Here is a 14,797-nt window from a genome sequence, read left to right as displayed (position 1 = left end):
CCCTGTTGCTGTGACGCAAACTATCGCAAGCGCGGTTCGCCGGCCAATGCCGGCGAATGCACGACAGCTATCCCTTGTAGCCCATCAGCAGACGGGGCAGCCACAGCGAGAACGCCGGGACGTAGGTCACGAACATCAGCGCCGCGATCAGCGCGGCGTAGAACGGCAGGATGGTGCGCATCACCGCGCCCACCGAGATGCCGCCGATGGCGCAACCGACGAACTGCGTCGTTCCGACCGGTGGGGTGTTCAGCCCGAGAGCGCAGTTGATCAGCATTAGCATGCCGAACTGCACCGGATCCATGCCCGCCTTCATCGCGATCGGCAGGAAGATCGGCGTGCAGATCAGGATGGTCGCCGCCATGTCCATGAACGTACCGAGCACGAACAGGATGACGTTGATCAGCAGGAAGATCATCCAGGGCTGCGTGGACACCTTGCTCATCAGATCGCCAGCGAAGTCGGCGACTTCATAGAGGCCCATCAGATACTGGAACATGGTGGAGACGCCGATCAGCAGCAGCACCACTCCGGTCGTCTTCACCGCCTTGGCGGCTGCGTGCAGGAAGTTGCTCCAGGTCATGGTCCGGTAGATGAAGAACGTCAGCACGATCGTGTAGGTGACGGCAACAGCGGCAGATTCAGTGGCCGTGAAGACGCCGGACAGGATGCCCGTCAGGATGATGCCGACGATCAAGAGGCCGGGCAGAGCGGCCGCGAACGAGCGGACAACCTCGGCCCAACCCGGGAACTTGCCGGCCGGATAGCCGCGCTTGACCGCGACCGCGTAAGCGGCGACCAGCATGCAAACCATCAACACCAGCGCCGGCAGAAGACCAGCCGCGATCAGCGCGCCGATAGAGACCTTGCCCCCGGCGGCGAGCGCATAGATGATCATGTTGTGGCTGGTCGGCATCAACGCTCCGACCAGCGAGGCGTGGGTGGTGACGTTGACGGCGTAGTCGGTGTCGAACCCTTCCTTTTTCATCATCGGGATCATCACCGCGCCCATCGCCGACACGTCGGCGACGGGCGAGCCCGAGACGCCGCCGAACAGCGTGCAGGCGACCACGTTCGACATGCCGAGGCCGCCGCGGATGTGGCCGACGAGATTCTTGGCCAGCTGCACGATCTTGTCGGCAACGCCGCCATGTAGCATCAGCTCACCGCTGAAGACGAAGAACGGGATCGCCAGGAAAGAGAAGATGTTCATCCCCGACATCATCTGCTGGAAGATGACGGCGACCGGCAGGCCTTCATAGAGGATGGTGCAAATCGCGGAGAGGCCGATCGCGAAGGCGACCGGAACGCCGAGGACGAGGAAGCCGAAAAACGTGGCGCCGAGAATAATCAGTTCCATGAGGGGACGACCTCTTCGCCGCGCAGGAGAGCAATGATGTGCTCGATGGAAAAGGAGACGATCAGGACGCCGGAGATGATCAGCGGCACGTAGCGGACGACCTCGGGCAGGCCAAGGTTGGGGATATGAACGGTCCCGACCGACGCTCCGAGAATCCAGCCATTGTAGACCATCGCAACGCCGAAAATTGCCACCAGGACGTGGATCACGAGCTCGATCTTCTCACGCAAACGGTCGGGAAGCATCACCAGCAGACTGTCCATGCCGATGTGTCCGGCGTCGCGCACGCCGACGGCGGCGCCAATCAGCGTGACGTACAGGATCAGGACCAGCGCGAGATTTTCAGTCCAGGTCGGGCTTGAGTTGAGCACGTAGCGCCCGAACACCTGGTAGAACACGATGGTGACGATGATGAGCAGTCCGGTCACGGACAGATACATGCCGAGCCGAGCGATGGGAGCGTTGACCCGCGTAAGCAGACCGGTAGACGGCCGTCCGGCTACCTCCTGCTCGTGGTCTGCGACGTGAGGGTCTGTCATCAGCGTCTCCTTGCAAGGGCCCGGTGCCGCCTCGCGCCGGCGCCGGATCCGATGCGTTATGGTCTTACTTCGTGGCCTGGATCCGCTTGACGAGGCTCTGCAGCTTGTCGTCGCCGGCGAACTTGGCGTAGACCGGCTTCATCGCATCGACGAACTCCTGCTTGTTGGCGATCGTGACGACCTGAACGCCGGCCGCCTCGACGGTCTTGCGGGAAGCCTGCTCACGCTCGTCCCAGAGCTTGCGCATGACAGGCACCGATTCCTTGGCCGCCTTGCGGATCATTGCCTGATCCTCCTTGCTGAGCGTGTCCCAGACCTTCTTGGACATCACGAGGACTTCGGGCGCCAGCGAATGCTCGGTGACGTTGTAGAACTTGGCGGCCTCGAAGTGGCGCGAGGACTCGTAGGAGGGCCAGTTGTTCTCGGCGGCGTCGACCAGCCCGGTCTTGAGGGCGGTGTAGACCTCACCATACGGCATCGGCGTCGGATTGGCCCCGAGGCTCTCGATCATGCCGACCCACAGGTCGGACTGCTGCACGCGGATCTTCAGGCCCTTGAGGTCCGCAAGCGACTTGACCGGTGCCTTGACGGTGTAAATCGACCGCGCGCCGCTGTCGTAGTATGCGAGACCGATCAACCCCGCAGGCTCCATGGCAGCGAGGATCTCGTCGCCGATTGGACCATCAAGAACGGTGCGCATGTGCTGGGTGTCGCGGAAGACGAAGGGCAAGCACAAGGCGACGGTTTCCGGCACGAAATTGTTCAGTGGCGATGCGTTGATCCGCATCATGTCGAGCGCGCCGATCTTGAGCTGCTCGATGGTGTCCTTCTCCGAGCCGAGGGCGCCGTTGGGAAACACCTTCACGCCAAGCTTGCCGCCGCTCGCCGTCGCGAGCTGCTTGCCCATGAACTTGACGGCTTCGACCGTCGGATAGTCGGCCGGATGGACGTCGGCGGAGCGGAAATCGCGCGCAGTCGCGAACGGCGCCGTGACCGCCAGTGCAGCGGCTGCGATGATACCGATTAGTGTCTTCATCTGGGGCTTCCTCCTGAGTTGATTATGTCGTCGTTGGGCTGGTGCTGCGGGACCGCCTTGCGTCGCTCCACTTCAGGTGTGGAGTCAAGCGTTGCAACTGCACCACCTTCGTAGGATAGCGCGGCGGTGTCGAGTGAATTGGGCTGGTTGGCGATCTCTGCCCGGACAGTGCGACGCTCATCGCGCCCGCTCCTGCGGTGCACCAGTGCGGCAAGTGCCGGCCCCCCGGCAATCGGACCGCGCCATCGGCCAATGCCGGATGCGCGGTAACGATGCTCATCGTATCCATGGACGTCCCTCTGGTTTTGTGCTCGACCGCTATTGGTTGCGGCTTGGGGTTCGGGCGAGACGATTGCCTCATCCTGTACGAACGCGCCGCCACCGACGCGATGTCGCCAATGTCGTCCCTAGGGCGGGCGATATTCTGAGTCCAAGCCAAATCCGGCATCGATCAATGCTGGAGTTGCATTGATCGACCATTCGGTGCCTGGACCGCCAATCGGCGGATTGTTTCGTTTTCCCGAATAAGCGAGTGAGAGAGCGTGCCGAAACAAGATGCCGGCCAGATCGGGAAAGGCCATAAGGCGGGGCGGCAACATCGGCTATTGCCAATCGAGAAGCGGCATAATCTCGAGGAAGTGCCCTCGACCGGATTCACGCTCTCATGCTTCCCCGGTGAAGATCGAATGTGCATCCGCTGGCTGGACCCGCGCGGGCGCCATCATCGACGGCCAGACCGGCGACATCACTCGCCGTCGAGGCCACTCTCGGCGAGTTCGCGCAATGCATCGGTATCGAGGACGACGATGGCGCCGTGCTCGAGGCGCACCCAGTTTCGTCCGGCCCAGGCGCGCAACTGCTTGTTGATGCTCTCGCGCGTCATCCCCACCATCTCGCTGATCTCCTGCTGGGTGATCGCGAGCGTGCCGCTACCGGAGTCGAGCTTGCGTTCCTCGGTCAGACCCAGCAGCGCGCTCGCCAGCCGACCCGGTAGATTCTGCAGGATCACCTGCTCGACCTGCTGGCTGGTCCAGCGCAGCCGCGCGCACAGCAATTCGATGAATTTCATCGCCAGCGCCGGCTGACTCTTCACGAACGGCAGGAAGTCGCGGCGGTCGATGATGTAGAGTTCGCAATTGGTGTTGGCGGTCGCATCCGCCGACCGCGGTGCACCATCAAGTACGGCGATCTCGCCGAAGATTTCCCCCGGACCGATCAGGTTGAGAATGGCGTTTCGGCCATCGGGCGAAGAAGACGAAATCTTCACTGTTCCGGAGATCACCGCGAACAAATTGTTTCCGGGGTCGCCCTTGGCAGCGATCGTCGCCCCGCGCTTGACCGTGGTGTGCTTGGCGTAGCGGCAGAGCTGATCGAGCGCTTCCGGATCCAGATCTGCGAAGATCGGATGCTTGCGCAGGACGGACAGTTTGTTGCCCGACGACTGTCGGGGGTCGCCGGTCTTGTCCTGAGGCACGCCGGGACTCCTAAGACTGCGAGGCACTGGAGTTCCTGCGTAGTCAACGTTGCCCAGCTTTTCAACCGGAAAGCATGGGCACAATTTGAGGCAAACACCGTGAGAATGCCGCAATCGCCCCACGGAAAACGCATCCGCAGGGTGCGCTGACGCGATTCGGGCCATGCAAAGTTGCAGGGATGGCAACTCACGGGGAACCGGAGCGCCGAAGGACGGTCCTCGGTGGTTATGGGAGAGGCCGCGACGGGCGTGTCGTGATGCCGACGGTTATCTCAGGAAATTCAGCGCTTCGCGTCCGAATCGAGCCGCCCTGAGCTGGTTTGTCGGTCCGCCCAAGCCAGCGCTGCGCCGAATACGACGAACATGGTCAGAACGGCAATGGCCACCAGCAGCGCATCAATCGGCATCGTGCCCTCCCAAATGTTGTTCCGGGTATTATTTGCGGCGCCTGATTGGCGTCATTGATCCGGATCAAATCGGCGGGTACTCCGCGAGAGCGAAGCTTCAGGCTGCAGCCAACGCCTCAACTCGCGCGGCATCACGCAGTTTGATTCCGCCATGGACGATCTCGATCGCTCCGTGCCGTTCCAGCTTGGTAAAGGTGCGGCTCACGGTCTCGATGGTCAGGCCAAGATAGTCTGCAATGTCCTGCCGGCTCATTGGAAGAGGAACGGTATTCGACGATCCCTTGAGCGAGACCAGCCGCCCGCGCCAGCCGAGCAGAAATGTCGCGACCTTTTCATCCGCCGAGCGACGGCCGAGCAGGACCATGTGGTCGCGCGCCTGGCTCAACTCGCGGATCGCCAATTCGTTGATCCGCTGGAGCAGATGCGGCCGGTCTTCGATGAAGCGGCCGAACGGTACCTTGGCGAACTGGCACACGGTCACCGCACCAATCGCATCGGCCGAAAAATTGTGACGGCCAGACATGTTCATTCCCAGAAAATCGCCGGGCAAGGCAAAGCCCACGATCTGGCGACGACCGTCGGGCAGCAGCTTGTAGAGCCGCATGACGCCTTCGAGGAGATTGAAGAACGAGGTCGTAATGTCCTCCTCGGAGAACACGGTCTCTCCCGAGGCAAAATGAACGCGGCGGCCGAGATGCTCGAACTCCCTGAGCTCGGCCGGGTCCAGCGACGCACAAACCGCGACGCCGCGCACCGCGCAATCGCTGCAAAAATGGCCGTTCGGCTCAATCATCGTCACGGAAGCCATCATCCACCGCTCCAAGCGTCACCGGATCTCTGCACCCCACAGAGCCCACCGCGCGGAGTGCATTTTACTGCATCGCGTCAAACCCGATTGACCCAGATCAATTTTGACGCCCATCCCCACCCTATTCTGCGTCAACAGTTCGACGGGACCAATCTCCATGCTGCAAAACGCGCTGCGACACGGCTTGATCGTGCTGCTTTTGATCACTCCTGCGCTCGCCGCGCCGAATGCCGAACAACGCGGCAAAGCCTACGCGCGGGCTAATTGCGCGCGCTGCCATGCGATCGACCGTCGTTCTGAGAGCCCGCTGAAGATGGCTCCCCCGTTCCGAACCCTGCACCATCGCTACCCGATTGATGCCCTCGAGGAAGCGCTCGCCGAAGGCATCTATACCGGCCACGCCGACATGCCCGCCTTCGAGCTCGATCCGGACCAGATCCACGACCTGCTGTCCTATCTCAAGACGCTCGAATAGCCCGTTGGCGCTGTCACACGGCCTGCACCGTCCAGCCGATCAACTCCTTGGCGATACGGGCGAAGGCCGCGTCAAACGCTGCGACCGCGGCCGTCGGCTCGACCTTGTCGAGCTTCTCATTGGTCTCGACCAGGCGTGATGCGATCACCTTGCCATTCTTGTCGACGATCCGCGCCGACAGTCCGATCTCGACCCGGGTCCCGCCGTCTGTGGCAATGCGAAAGCGCCTGATGTCGATCAGAAGCTGATAGTCCGTCTGTCCCAGGTCGGCTGTCCGGAGCGGAGCGTGCGCAATATCGTAATTTTCAAAACTATCGATCAACCGCGCCTGCAGCAGCTTTGGAATACTGTCCGCCCAGAGGAATTCGGCAAAGCCTGGGTTGTCGCCGACCGGCGAGAACAGCATCCGCTGCGTCTGGAGCATCGCGACGGCAGTCGGCTCGGGGATGGTCAGCGACGCGGACAGCGTCTTGCCGGCCGGTCCGAGATTTTGCGGCGTGCGGAGATCATAGGTGATCTTCTGCGCAGGCGCGCCTCCGCCCGTCATCTTTTCGAGGCCCGCCAGAATGCCGTCAAGCTTGCCGGTGTTGCGTGCAAGGCCGTCGGAGAACGTCTTGAAATTGGCGATGGTGTCCTTGAGCGGGCCGGAATTGTCCTCCAGCACGGTATCGACGCGCCGCAGGGCGTCGCGCGCGGCCTGGGTCATGCTCTGACCCGCGCCGGCCTCGGCAATCAGGGTGGGCTGCTCGCCGGATTTGGCGACGATCATGCCGCCCTCCAATGTCACCACCGGAACGCCGGTCAGCCCCTGGAATTCAAGCCCGACCTTGGTGTCGGCGCGCACCGGCGTCGTCGAGGCGACCGAGATCGTCGCGTTGACGAAGCGCGGATTATCGGGCGCAAGGCCAAGCTGGGTCACCTCGCCGACGCGGATGCCATTGAACAGCACGCCGGCACCGACCAGAAGTCCCGGCACCGGCCCCTGGAATTGCACGTGGTAACTCGTACGCGGCCCGATGCCGCCGGTGTTGTTCAGCCAATAGACGAAGCCGAACACCGCGACGATGGCGGCCAGCACGAAGCTGCCGATCAGCACATAGGGAGCGCGGGTTTCCATGTCTTATCTCATTTGTGGTTGTAGCATCTGTGAGCGTTTACCGTGGAAATAGGCCCGCACCCAGGGATGCTCGGATTGCAGCAACTGGCGCATCGGACCGATCGCTACGATCTTGCCATCGGCAAGCGCGGCGACACGGTCGCAGACCGTCGTGAGGCTCGCGAGATCGTGGGTCACCATGAAGACGGTGAGCCCCAGGGTCTTTTGCAATGTCCTGATCAGCGCATCGAAGTCGCCAGCGGCGATCGGATCGAGGCCGGATGTCGGCTCGTCGAGAAACAGGATCGGCGGATCGAGCGCGAGCGCACGCGCCAGCGCGACGCGCTTGGTCATGCCGCCGGACAGTTCCGAAGGATATTTGTCGCCATCCTCGGCACGCAGCCCGACCATCTCGAGCTTGGCGATTGCGATCTCGTCCATCAGCTCCTGCGACAGCGTGAGATTTTCGCGCAGCGGGAATTGCACGTTCTGGCGGACCGTCAAGGAGGAGAACAGCGCGCCCTGCTGAAACAGGATGCCCCATGTCGCGGCCGTGCTGCGGTCATGCGCGCCACCGATCGGCTGCCCCATGATCTCGATGGAGCCACTACGACGCGGAATGAGGCCAATGATGGTGCGCATCAGCACCGACTTGCCGCCGCCGGACGCGCCCACCAGCCCGAGGATCTCGCCGCGGCGGACGTCGAGCGACAGATGGTCCAGCACGGTCTGGCGGCCGAAGCCGACCATGAGATCCCGAACCCGGATCGCGAACTCTGCCTGCGGTTGGGACATCGTCACATTCCGATCGAGGCGAAGAAGATCGCGAACAGGCCGTCGAGCACGATCACCAGGAAGATCGACTTGACCACCGACGTCGTCGTCTGTCGGCCGAGCGACTCCGCGCTGCCCTTCACGCGCAATCCTTCGCTGCAGGCGACGATCCCGATCACCAGCGCCATGAACGGCGCTTTCAGGATGCCGACCTCGAAATGGGTGACCGAGATGGCCTCATGCAGCCGGGCGATGTAGATCGCCGGCCCCATGTCACCGTAGAACTGCGCGACGAGGCCGCCACCATAGAGCGCGGCAATCGATCCGATGAAGGCAAGAATTGGCAGCGCGATGACCAGCGCAGCCACGCGCGGCAGGATCAGGACGTCGACGGGATCGAGCCCCATGGTCGATAGTGCGTCGATCTCCTCCCGCATCTTCATCGAGCCGAGCTCGGCGGTGTAGGCGCTTCCCGAACGGCCGGCGACCATAATGGCGACGATCAGCACGCCGAGCTCGCGCAGGACGAGGATGCCGACCATGTCGACGGTGTAGGACTCCGCGCCGAACCTGCGAAAATGGAAGAAACCTTGCTGGGCAATGATGGCGCCAATCAGGAACGTGATTAGCACGACGATGGGGATCGCCTGAAACCCGATCCGGTTGAGCTGATAGACCAGCGACGTCAGCCGCAGCGAGCGGGGCCGGCGCACGACGCCAAGCACGGCCATGAACAAGGCGCCGAGCATTTGCAGAAAGATCGCGATGTCCTCGCGGGCACCGGTCGTGGCCTTGCCGAGGTCGTTCAGCCTGAGCAGGATCGGGTTCGTCGCGGCTGTCGGCGCCGGCGTGTGGCGATTGACCTGCCGCACCTCCTCCAGCAGGCCGCTGAAATGATCGGCCACGCCGATGATCTCCGCCGGCCTTCCAGATGACGCAGCTTTGCGCGACAACTTCTCCAGCATCCACGCGCCGAGTGTATCGAGCGCGCTGATGCCCGACATGTCCAGCGTTACGGCTCTCGATCGATCAACGTCCATCCCGACCGAGCGAGACAGGGTTTCGAGCGTTGCGACGTTGGCTGCGATCCACGGCCCCTCGGGCCGCAATTCCAGCTTATCGCCGGAGGGCGTTGCGAGCAGCAGAGGTTCCGAATTCACGCGCGTATCCTCATGAGACAACTGGTCCCCGATCGCTGGTGTTCTAGGCCGGCATGAAACCGCCCGATTGACGCAAATCAATGGCCATTGGGTCCGCTCGCATAGGCTACGATCATGCAACGGAGACCGCCAATGTTCGATACCGGCAGAATGAACGATGAGCTAAAGGCACTCAAGGTCGACGTCACACGTCTGCTGAGCACCGCCGGCGAGGACATGTTCGAGACGTCAAAGGAGCGTGCCGAAGCCCTGGCCGATCAGATCAAGGCCGCGCTGGCCGAACTCGGCGAAACCGTCAGCGAAGAGCAGGAGCAGCTGCACGATCTCATCACCGAGCGCCCGGTAGCCTCGCTGGCTTCCGCCTTTGCGCTCGGCGTGGTCGTCGGCTTCATGCTGAGGAGACATTAGGTGAACACGGAAAATGTGGTCAAGCATCTGCGGGCCCTGTGGCGCACGGACAGGATCATCGCGGATATCAGGCTCCGCCACCTGCTGATCGGGCTAGGCTTGCGGGCCTTCGCGGCGCTGATCGCTGCATTCGGGCTCCTGATGCTCGAGCTGTCCGCTTATTTCGCGCTGGTCCAGATCTGGAGCGCGATCGCCGCAGCCGCCGTCCTGGGAGCGATCAATTTCGCCATCGCGGGAATCCTCTTCATCCTCGCGGGGCGTCCGCCGTCGGGCCGCGACATCGAGCTCGCCAACGAAATCCACGGCACATCGATCGAAGCTCTTCAGCTCGAAGCCCGCGCGTTCCAGGCCCAATTGACTGGCGCGGTACATCATCCACTCAGCACAATCGTGCCGGTGCTGGTGCCGCTGATCGCGATCATCGTCAAGAACATGCGAAAGCCGGCCAGAGAGCCCGCCACGACCACGGCGTCCGAAACCCGCTCGTAGCCGCGGGCCTCAGAGCTTCAGCCGAACGTCGCAGATATCGGGTTCGGTCGGGTCCGGCTTCACCTCGAAACCGAGCTGCCGGCACATCTCGAGCATCACGACGTTCTCCTTGAGCACGTCGCCCGAGATGGTCTTCAGCCCTTCCGACCTTGCGTAGTCGATGATCAGCTGCATCAGGGCCCAACCGAGCCCCCTGCCCTTGAGGTCGGACCGCAGCAGGATTGCGTATTCACCACTCTCGTAGATCGAGTCAGAGTGAAGCCGCACCACTCCGACCATCTCGTTCTTGTCATCGAATGCGATGAATGCCATTGCGCGCGCATAATCGAGCTGGGTGAGGCGCGCGATGAACTCGTGGGTAAACTCCTTCATCGGCGCGAAGAAGCGCAGGCGAAGATCGTGGGCCGTGACGTGACGCAGGAACTCGTGAATGGTTGGCTCGTCCTCGGGACGCAGGGGCCGCACCGAAATGTGCCAGTCCTCCTTGAGGGTAAAGCGGCGTTCCCATTGCGATGGATAGGCGCGGACGGCAAAATTCGCGGGGCCCGAGCCTGCAAATTTCCGTTGCGGCGGCCCCACCGCGACGCGGGCATCGACGGCCGTTACGCCGGTTTCGTCGGCAAGCAGCGGGTTGATATCGAGTTCGCGAATTTCAGGGATATCCGTCGCCATCTGCGCCAGCTTGACCAGCACCAGCGCGACCGCGTCCTGCTTGACGGCCGGCACATCGCGATAGGCGCGGAGCAACCGCGACACGCGGGTACGATCAATCAGATCTCGGGCGAGCTGCAAATCGAGCGGCGGCAGCGCCAAGGCCTTGTCGTTGATAATCTCCACCGCCGTACCGCCCCGGCCGAACACGACAACCGTGCCGAAGGTCGGATCGTCGGCGAGGCCCAGAATCAGCTCGCGCGCCTTTGCCTTGACGACCATCGCTTGCACGATGATGCCATCGATCCGGGCTTCGGGCCGTAACTTCTTCGCCCGCGCAAGGATATCGGCGGCAGCCGTGCGCACCGCGCCCGGTGTGGTCAGATTGAGCACGACCCCGCCGACATCGGACTTGTGCACGATATCGCGCGACAGGATCTTGAGCACGACGGTGGCGCCTTGCGCGAATATCTCATCCGCATAGTTGACCGCCTGCTCGATATCTGCCGCCGCATAGGTCGGCACCATCCCGATGTCATAGCACCCGAGCAGATGCTTGATCTCGACGGGCTCGAGCCATTTCCGACCATCCGCGATGGCGGTTGCGACGATTTGCTTCGCTGCCGCCACATCCGGTATGAAGGTGTCGGGCATCGCAGGAGGAACCTGGCTCAGTTCGTCGACCACCTCGCGATGCCGCACCAAATGCATGAAGCCACGCACCGCGTCGTCTTCGGTCGGGTAATTCGGAATGCCCGCGCCGGACAGCGTCGCAATAATCTCCTGATCGGCCCCGACCCAGGCCGCCAGCACCGGCTTGGCCCAACTGCGGTGCTTCTCGCGATATTTGCCGACGAGCTCGGTCACCGTCGTCGCAATCTGAGCGGCCGAAGCTATTGCAGTCTGCACGTTGAGCACGAGGATAGCGTCATTCCCGGGATCGTCGAGCAACACCTCGAGCGCAGCCGCATAACGCGACGCGTCGGCGTCGCCGACGATGTCGATGGGATTTGCGCCAGACCAGGTCGGCGGCAGCACCGCGTCGAGCCTCTCGCGCGTATCCGGTGTCATGGGGGCGGCAATTCCGCCGAGGTCCGCCAGCCGGTCGATCGCCAGGACACCGATGCCGCCACCATTGGTCAGAATGGCAAGACGCTTCCCCGCGGGCGATCCTATGCGCCCAAGCGTCTCGGCACAATCGAACAGCTCACGTAGATCGGACACCCGAAGGACGCCGGCACGGCGGAAGGCCGCATCGTAGACCGCGTCGGCGCCAGCGAGCGCGCCCGTATGCGTGGCGGCGGCCTTTGCACCCTGCGTCATGCGGCCGGACTTCACCACGACGACGGGCTTCACGCGCGCCGCGGCGCGCGCCGCCGACATGAACTTCCGCGCGTCCTTGATGGCCTCGATGTAGAGCAGGATGGCGCGAGTCTTGTGGTCCATCGCGAAATAGTCGAGCAGGTCCGCGATGTCGACGTCGATCTGATCGCCGATCGTGACGATGCCCGAGAAGCCGACGCCGCGCTGCGCCGCCCAATCCACCATGCCGGCAGCGATCGCGCCCGATTGCGAGATCAGCGCGAGGTTTCCAGCTCCAGGCATGTGCGCCGCGAAACTCGCATTGAGGCTGACGCCGGGCATCATGACGCCGAGGCAATTGGGACCGATCAGCCGCATGCCGTATTTGTGGGCCGCCGCCAGGGCGGCTTCCTCGAGCGATCCCGGTCCGTGGCCAAGCCCCGCCGAGACGATCAGGGCACCGGCCGAGCCGCGACGGCCGGCCTGGTCGATGATATCGGGAACCTCCCCCGCCGGCGCGGTGATGACGACGAGCTCAGGCACGAAGAGGAGTTGAGCCAGACTGCTCACCGCGGCCATCCCGCCGATCTCGGAATAACGCGCATTCACAAGGCCGAACTGTCCCTTGAATTTTGCCGTGCGAACATTTTCCAGGACCGCGCGCCCCACCGACACTTGACGGGGGCTCGCCCCGACAAGCGCCACGGACCGAGGCGACAAGAGGTTCTTCAGGCGGTAGGTCGACATGATCATAATCGTCCGATCGGGCAACGGGTCCGACAGCAAGAGGCTAACCCGGATATACGGTGAAACGCACCTAGTGCGACATCATCACCCAGCACGGTGGCTGGCCTATGACAGTCTTGGTCACGCCGCCCCAGACGGTCTCGTTGAGGCGCGAATGATGGTAGGCGCCCATGACGATGGCGTCGACGGCGTGGGATTGCGCCCAACTCTCCAGCACCTTGCCGATCGAGCTCCCGCTGCCCTTCACGGTTTCGAAGGACGCATAAATCCCGTGTTCCCTGAGATGGTGGACGAGACTGGTGCCGGATTGCGTAATCGCGTCGTCCTTGTCATCCGCTACCGTGATCACACGCACCGCAGCGGCAGCTTGCAGAATCGGCAATGCGTCGCCCACCGCACGCGCAGCGCGTGCCGAATGATCCCAGGCAATGATGACGTTCTCGAATTCCGGTCGCAGCGCCTCCACATGCTGCTCCGGGCAGAGCAGCAGCGGCCGGCCGGATTGGAACAGGAACGTTTCAACGAGGTTTTCAGTTCGGCTGTCGTGCGGCTTCACGGGAATCAAAGTGAGGTCACTAAAGCGCGCATGCGCGGCCAAGGTCGATGCGATCTCGTCCGCCGGCACCCTCTCTGATCGGCTTTGGGCACGAATGCCGGTGCGCGCGGCCGCGTTGGTAAATGCATTCAGGAGCTGCTGCATATCGCCCGCCTCGCGCACAGCGCTGAACTCGGCGGCCACCGGATCATCGGGAAATACCACCTTCGGCCGGACGAAACCATCGTCCTCAAGCGCGAGCCCGGTGATCCTGGCGCCGAGGTCGGCGGCAACTGCGACGCATTTCTCAATTGCGGCCAGCGTGGGCGCACGCGGCTCGCCAACGAGCGGCAGAAAGACGTCCTTGATCGGCATCGGGATTCTCCTTGCCGGCCAGAATAGGCCGCTTTTCGTCAAATCCCTTGATTCTCGTCAAGGCGGGGAACGCCGGCCGGCCGGGCGACGCCGAGCGTTGACCAAAGTCAAGGGCTGGTCGCTCCGTCACCCTATGGATAATCAGTCGGAGCGGCTCGCCCTGGAGAGGCTTATGCGTGCAATGGTGTTAACGGCCCCACGAGCGCGACTCCGAATGGAGGAGCGGCCTGACCCATTCCCAGGCGATGGCCAAATCCGGGTGAAGATCGGCGCTTGCGGGGTATGCCGGACCGACCTGCACGTCGTCGATGCCGATTTGCCCGATATTCGCTATCCGATCGTACCTGGCCATGAGATCGTCGGTCGGGTCGACCTCGTTGGCCCCAATGTGGCAACACACGCGCTTGGCGACCGGGTCGGTATTCCCTGGCTCGGCTTTACATGCGGAAAATGTCGGTTCTGCCGGGAAGGCGTGGAGAACCTGTGCGACGCGCCGCTGTTCACCGGCTACACGCGTGACGGCGGCTACGCAACGCACACGATTGTCGACGCGCGCTATGCATTTCCGCTCGACGAAGGCGATGATGACGTCGAGATCGCACCCCTGCTATGCGCTGGACTGATCGGCTGGCGCTCGCTGGTGCTGGCTGGTCCCGCGGAAAGGCTCGGCCTCTATGGCTTTGGCGCGGCCGGCCACATCGTCGCGCAAGTCGCGATCTGGCAACGACGAACTGTCTTTGCATTCACGCGGCGCGGCGATGACGCCGCACAAGAGTTCGCGCGACGTCTTGGTGCCGTCTGGGCCGGAGCTTCTGACAAGATGCCCGCCGAGCCCCTCGAAGCCGCCATCATTTTCGCACCAGCCGGCGAACTCGTCCCGACCGCGTTGCGTGCCGTCCGAAAAGGGGGTCGCGTCGTGTGCGCCGGCATCCACATGACCGACATCCCAAGTTTTCCATATGATTTGCTCTGGGAGGAAAGGCAGTTGGTCTCGGTCGCCAATCTGACCCGGCAGGATGGCTCGGATTTTCTCAAGATCGCACCGCAAGCCGGTGTGCGCACCGAGACAGCGGCATTTCCCCTGGATCAAGCCAACGAGGTTCTGGGCATGCTGCGAAACGGCCAGATTCTGGGCGCCGCCGTGCTGACGCCCTGAGGGTG

Annotated in this window: 15 protein-coding genes and 1 pseudogene; 5 read left to right on the top strand and 11 right to left on the bottom strand. The window is 62.9% G+C overall.

Going from position 1 to position 14,797, the window contains the following annotated elements; all coding sequences use genetic code 11:
- Positions 1–67: 67 nt before the first annotated feature.
- The 3 genes from ACWAT4_RS13710 to ACWAT4_RS13700 all read right to left on the bottom strand — a co-directional run bounded on the left by ACWAT4_RS13710 (position 68) and on the right by ACWAT4_RS13700 (position 2,935).
- Complete coding sequence (locus ACWAT4_RS13710) at positions 68–1,360, bottom strand: TRAP transporter large permease (protein WP_212301327.1); 1,293 nt, start codon at positions 1,358–1,360, stop codon at positions 68–70.
- Positions 1,351–1,899, bottom strand: a complete 549-nt coding sequence (locus ACWAT4_RS13705) for a TRAP transporter small permease (protein ID WP_212426292.1) — start codon at positions 1,897–1,899, stop codon at positions 1,351–1,353. Before ACWAT4_RS13705 ends, ACWAT4_RS13710 begins: the two co-directional genes overlap by 10 nt.
- 64 nt (positions 1,900–1,963) lie before the next feature.
- Positions 1,964–2,935 carry a TRAP transporter substrate-binding protein gene (locus tag ACWAT4_RS13700; protein WP_212301329.1) on the bottom strand — a complete coding sequence of 324 codons (972 nt, stop codon included), beginning with the start codon at positions 2,933–2,935 and terminating at the stop codon, positions 1,964–1,966.
- A 551-nt stretch (positions 2,936–3,486) separates the two neighbouring features.
- Between ACWAT4_RS13700 and ACWAT4_RS13695 the strand changes: the two are divergent.
- Positions 3,487–3,664: pseudogene (locus tag ACWAT4_RS13695) on the top strand (cyclase family protein); the annotation flags it as partial.
- Positions 3,665–3,680: 16 nt separating this feature from the next.
- Here the strand turns inward: ACWAT4_RS13695 and ACWAT4_RS13690 are convergent.
- From ACWAT4_RS13690 to ACWAT4_RS13680, 3 genes are all read right to left on the bottom strand, one after another.
- A complete protein-coding gene (locus ACWAT4_RS13690) occupies positions 3,681–4,409 on the bottom strand; it encodes a Crp/Fnr family transcriptional regulator (RefSeq protein ID WP_212301330.1) in 729 nt (242 codons plus the stop codon).
- A 281-nt stretch (positions 4,410–4,690) separates the two neighbouring features.
- Positions 4,691–4,816 carry a hypothetical protein gene (locus tag ACWAT4_RS13685; RefSeq protein ID WP_283815643.1) on the bottom strand — a complete coding sequence of 42 codons (126 nt, stop codon included), beginning with the start codon at positions 4,814–4,816 and terminating at the stop codon, positions 4,691–4,693.
- A gap of 97 nt (positions 4,817–4,913) precedes the next feature.
- Positions 4,914–5,624 (bottom strand): Crp/Fnr family transcriptional regulator, encoded by a 711-nt coding sequence (locus ACWAT4_RS13680; RefSeq protein WP_449731209.1) that lies wholly within the window; start codon positions 5,622–5,624, stop codon positions 4,914–4,916.
- A gap of 157 nt (positions 5,625–5,781) precedes the next feature.
- On the opposite strand from ACWAT4_RS13680, the gene ACWAT4_RS13675 reads away from it, so the two are divergent.
- Positions 5,782–6,099, top strand: coding sequence for a c-type cytochrome (locus tag ACWAT4_RS13675; protein ID WP_212301332.1), 318 nt, complete (start codon positions 5,782–5,784; stop codon positions 6,097–6,099).
- Positions 6,100–6,112: 13 nt separating this feature from the next.
- Here the strand turns inward: ACWAT4_RS13675 and ACWAT4_RS13670 are convergent, their stop codons facing one another.
- From ACWAT4_RS13670 to ACWAT4_RS13660, 3 genes are read right to left on the bottom strand one after another with little or no spacing between them, the layout of a single operon-like run.
- Positions 6,113–7,216, bottom strand: a complete 1,104-nt coding sequence (locus tag ACWAT4_RS13670) for an ABC-type transport auxiliary lipoprotein family protein (protein WP_212301333.1) — start codon at positions 7,214–7,216, stop codon at positions 6,113–6,115.
- A gap of 3 nt (positions 7,217–7,219) precedes the next feature.
- Positions 7,220–7,990, bottom strand: coding sequence for an ABC transporter ATP-binding protein (locus ACWAT4_RS13665; RefSeq protein WP_212301334.1), 771 nt, complete (start codon positions 7,988–7,990; stop codon positions 7,220–7,222).
- A 2-nt stretch (positions 7,991–7,992) separates the two neighbouring features.
- Positions 7,993–9,129 (bottom strand): ABC transporter permease, encoded by a 1,137-nt coding sequence (locus ACWAT4_RS13660; protein WP_212301335.1) that lies wholly within the window; start codon positions 9,127–9,129, stop codon positions 7,993–7,995.
- A 150-nt stretch (positions 9,130–9,279) separates the two neighbouring features.
- Here ACWAT4_RS13660 and ACWAT4_RS13655 point away from each other — a divergent pair, with 150 nt between their 5' ends.
- Together ACWAT4_RS13655 and ACWAT4_RS13650 are read left to right on the top strand one after the other, a co-directional pair.
- Positions 9,280–9,537: a hypothetical protein gene (locus ACWAT4_RS13655; RefSeq protein WP_249148938.1), complete on the top strand. Its 258-nt coding sequence runs from the start codon at positions 9,280–9,282 to the stop codon at positions 9,535–9,537.
- Entirely contained in the window at positions 9,538–10,026 is a 489-nt protein-coding gene (locus tag ACWAT4_RS13650) for a phage holin family protein (RefSeq protein WP_449730751.1), read from the top strand.
- A 9-nt stretch (positions 10,027–10,035) separates the two neighbouring features.
- Here ACWAT4_RS13650 and ACWAT4_RS13645 read toward each other — a convergent pair whose 3' ends face one another.
- Complete coding sequence (locus ACWAT4_RS13645; RefSeq protein ID WP_449730750.1) at positions 10,036–12,726, bottom strand: bifunctional acetate--CoA ligase family protein/GNAT family N-acetyltransferase; 2,691 nt, start codon at positions 12,724–12,726, stop codon at positions 10,036–10,038.
- Positions 12,727–12,796: 70 nt separating this feature from the next.
- Positions 12,797–13,636 (bottom strand): universal stress protein, encoded by an 840-nt coding sequence (locus tag ACWAT4_RS13640; RefSeq protein ID WP_212301339.1) that lies wholly within the window; start codon positions 13,634–13,636, stop codon positions 12,797–12,799.
- A gap of 172 nt (positions 13,637–13,808) precedes the next feature.
- Between ACWAT4_RS13640 and ACWAT4_RS13635 the strand changes: the two genes are divergently transcribed.
- On the top strand, positions 13,809–14,792 hold the full coding sequence (locus ACWAT4_RS13635; RefSeq protein ID WP_449731208.1) for a zinc-dependent alcohol dehydrogenase family protein: 984 nt from the start codon (positions 13,809–13,811) through the stop codon (positions 14,790–14,792).
- Positions 14,793–14,797 lie beyond the last annotated feature (5 nt).

The sequence above is a fragment of the Bradyrhizobium sp. T-1 genome (genome assembly GCF_053592855.1).
This window is presented reverse-complemented; position numbering and strand designations above follow the sequence as displayed.

What these genes read in the sequence shown, in the direction of transcription:
- ACWAT4_RS13670 (WP_212301333.1), bottom strand. Translation starts at nt 7,216, where the DNA reads ATGGAAACCCGCGCTCCCTATGTGCTGATCGGCAGCTTCGTGCTGGCC.
- ACWAT4_RS13700 (WP_212301329.1), bottom strand. Translation starts at nt 2,935, where the DNA reads ATGAAGACACTAATCGGTATCATCGCAGCCGCTGCACTGGCGGTCACG.
- ACWAT4_RS13635 (WP_449731208.1), top strand. Translation starts at nt 13,809, where the DNA reads ATGCGTGCAATGGTGTTAACGGCCCCACGAGCGCGACTCCGAATGGAG.
- ACWAT4_RS13680 (WP_449731209.1), bottom strand. Translation starts at nt 5,624, where the DNA reads ATGGCTTCCGTGACGATGATTGAGCCGAACGGCCATTTTTGCAGCGAT.
- ACWAT4_RS13705 (WP_212426292.1), bottom strand. Translation starts at nt 1,899, where the DNA reads ATGACAGACCCTCACGTCGCAGACCACGAGCAGGAGGTAGCCGGACGG.
- ACWAT4_RS13655 (WP_249148938.1), top strand. Translation starts at nt 9,280, where the DNA reads ATGAACGATGAGCTAAAGGCACTCAAGGTCGACGTCACACGTCTGCTG.
- ACWAT4_RS13645 (WP_449730750.1), bottom strand. Translation starts at nt 12,726, where the DNA reads ATGTCGACCTACCGCCTGAAGAACCTCTTGTCGCCTCGGTCCGTGGCG.
- ACWAT4_RS13710 (WP_212301327.1), bottom strand. Translation starts at nt 1,360, where the DNA reads ATGGAACTGATTATTCTCGGCGCCACGTTTTTCGGCTTCCTCGTCCTC.
- ACWAT4_RS13675 (WP_212301332.1), top strand. Translation starts at nt 5,782, where the DNA reads ATGCTGCAAAACGCGCTGCGACACGGCTTGATCGTGCTGCTTTTGATC.
- ACWAT4_RS13640 (WP_212301339.1), bottom strand. Translation starts at nt 13,636, where the DNA reads ATGCCGATCAAGGACGTCTTTCTGCCGCTCGTTGGCGAGCCGCGTGCG.
- ACWAT4_RS13665 (WP_212301334.1), bottom strand. Translation starts at nt 7,990, where the DNA reads ATGTCCCAACCGCAGGCAGAGTTCGCGATCCGGGTTCGGGATCTCATG.
- ACWAT4_RS13685 (WP_283815643.1), bottom strand. Translation starts at nt 4,816, where the DNA reads ATGCCGATTGATGCGCTGCTGGTGGCCATTGCCGTTCTGACCATGTTC.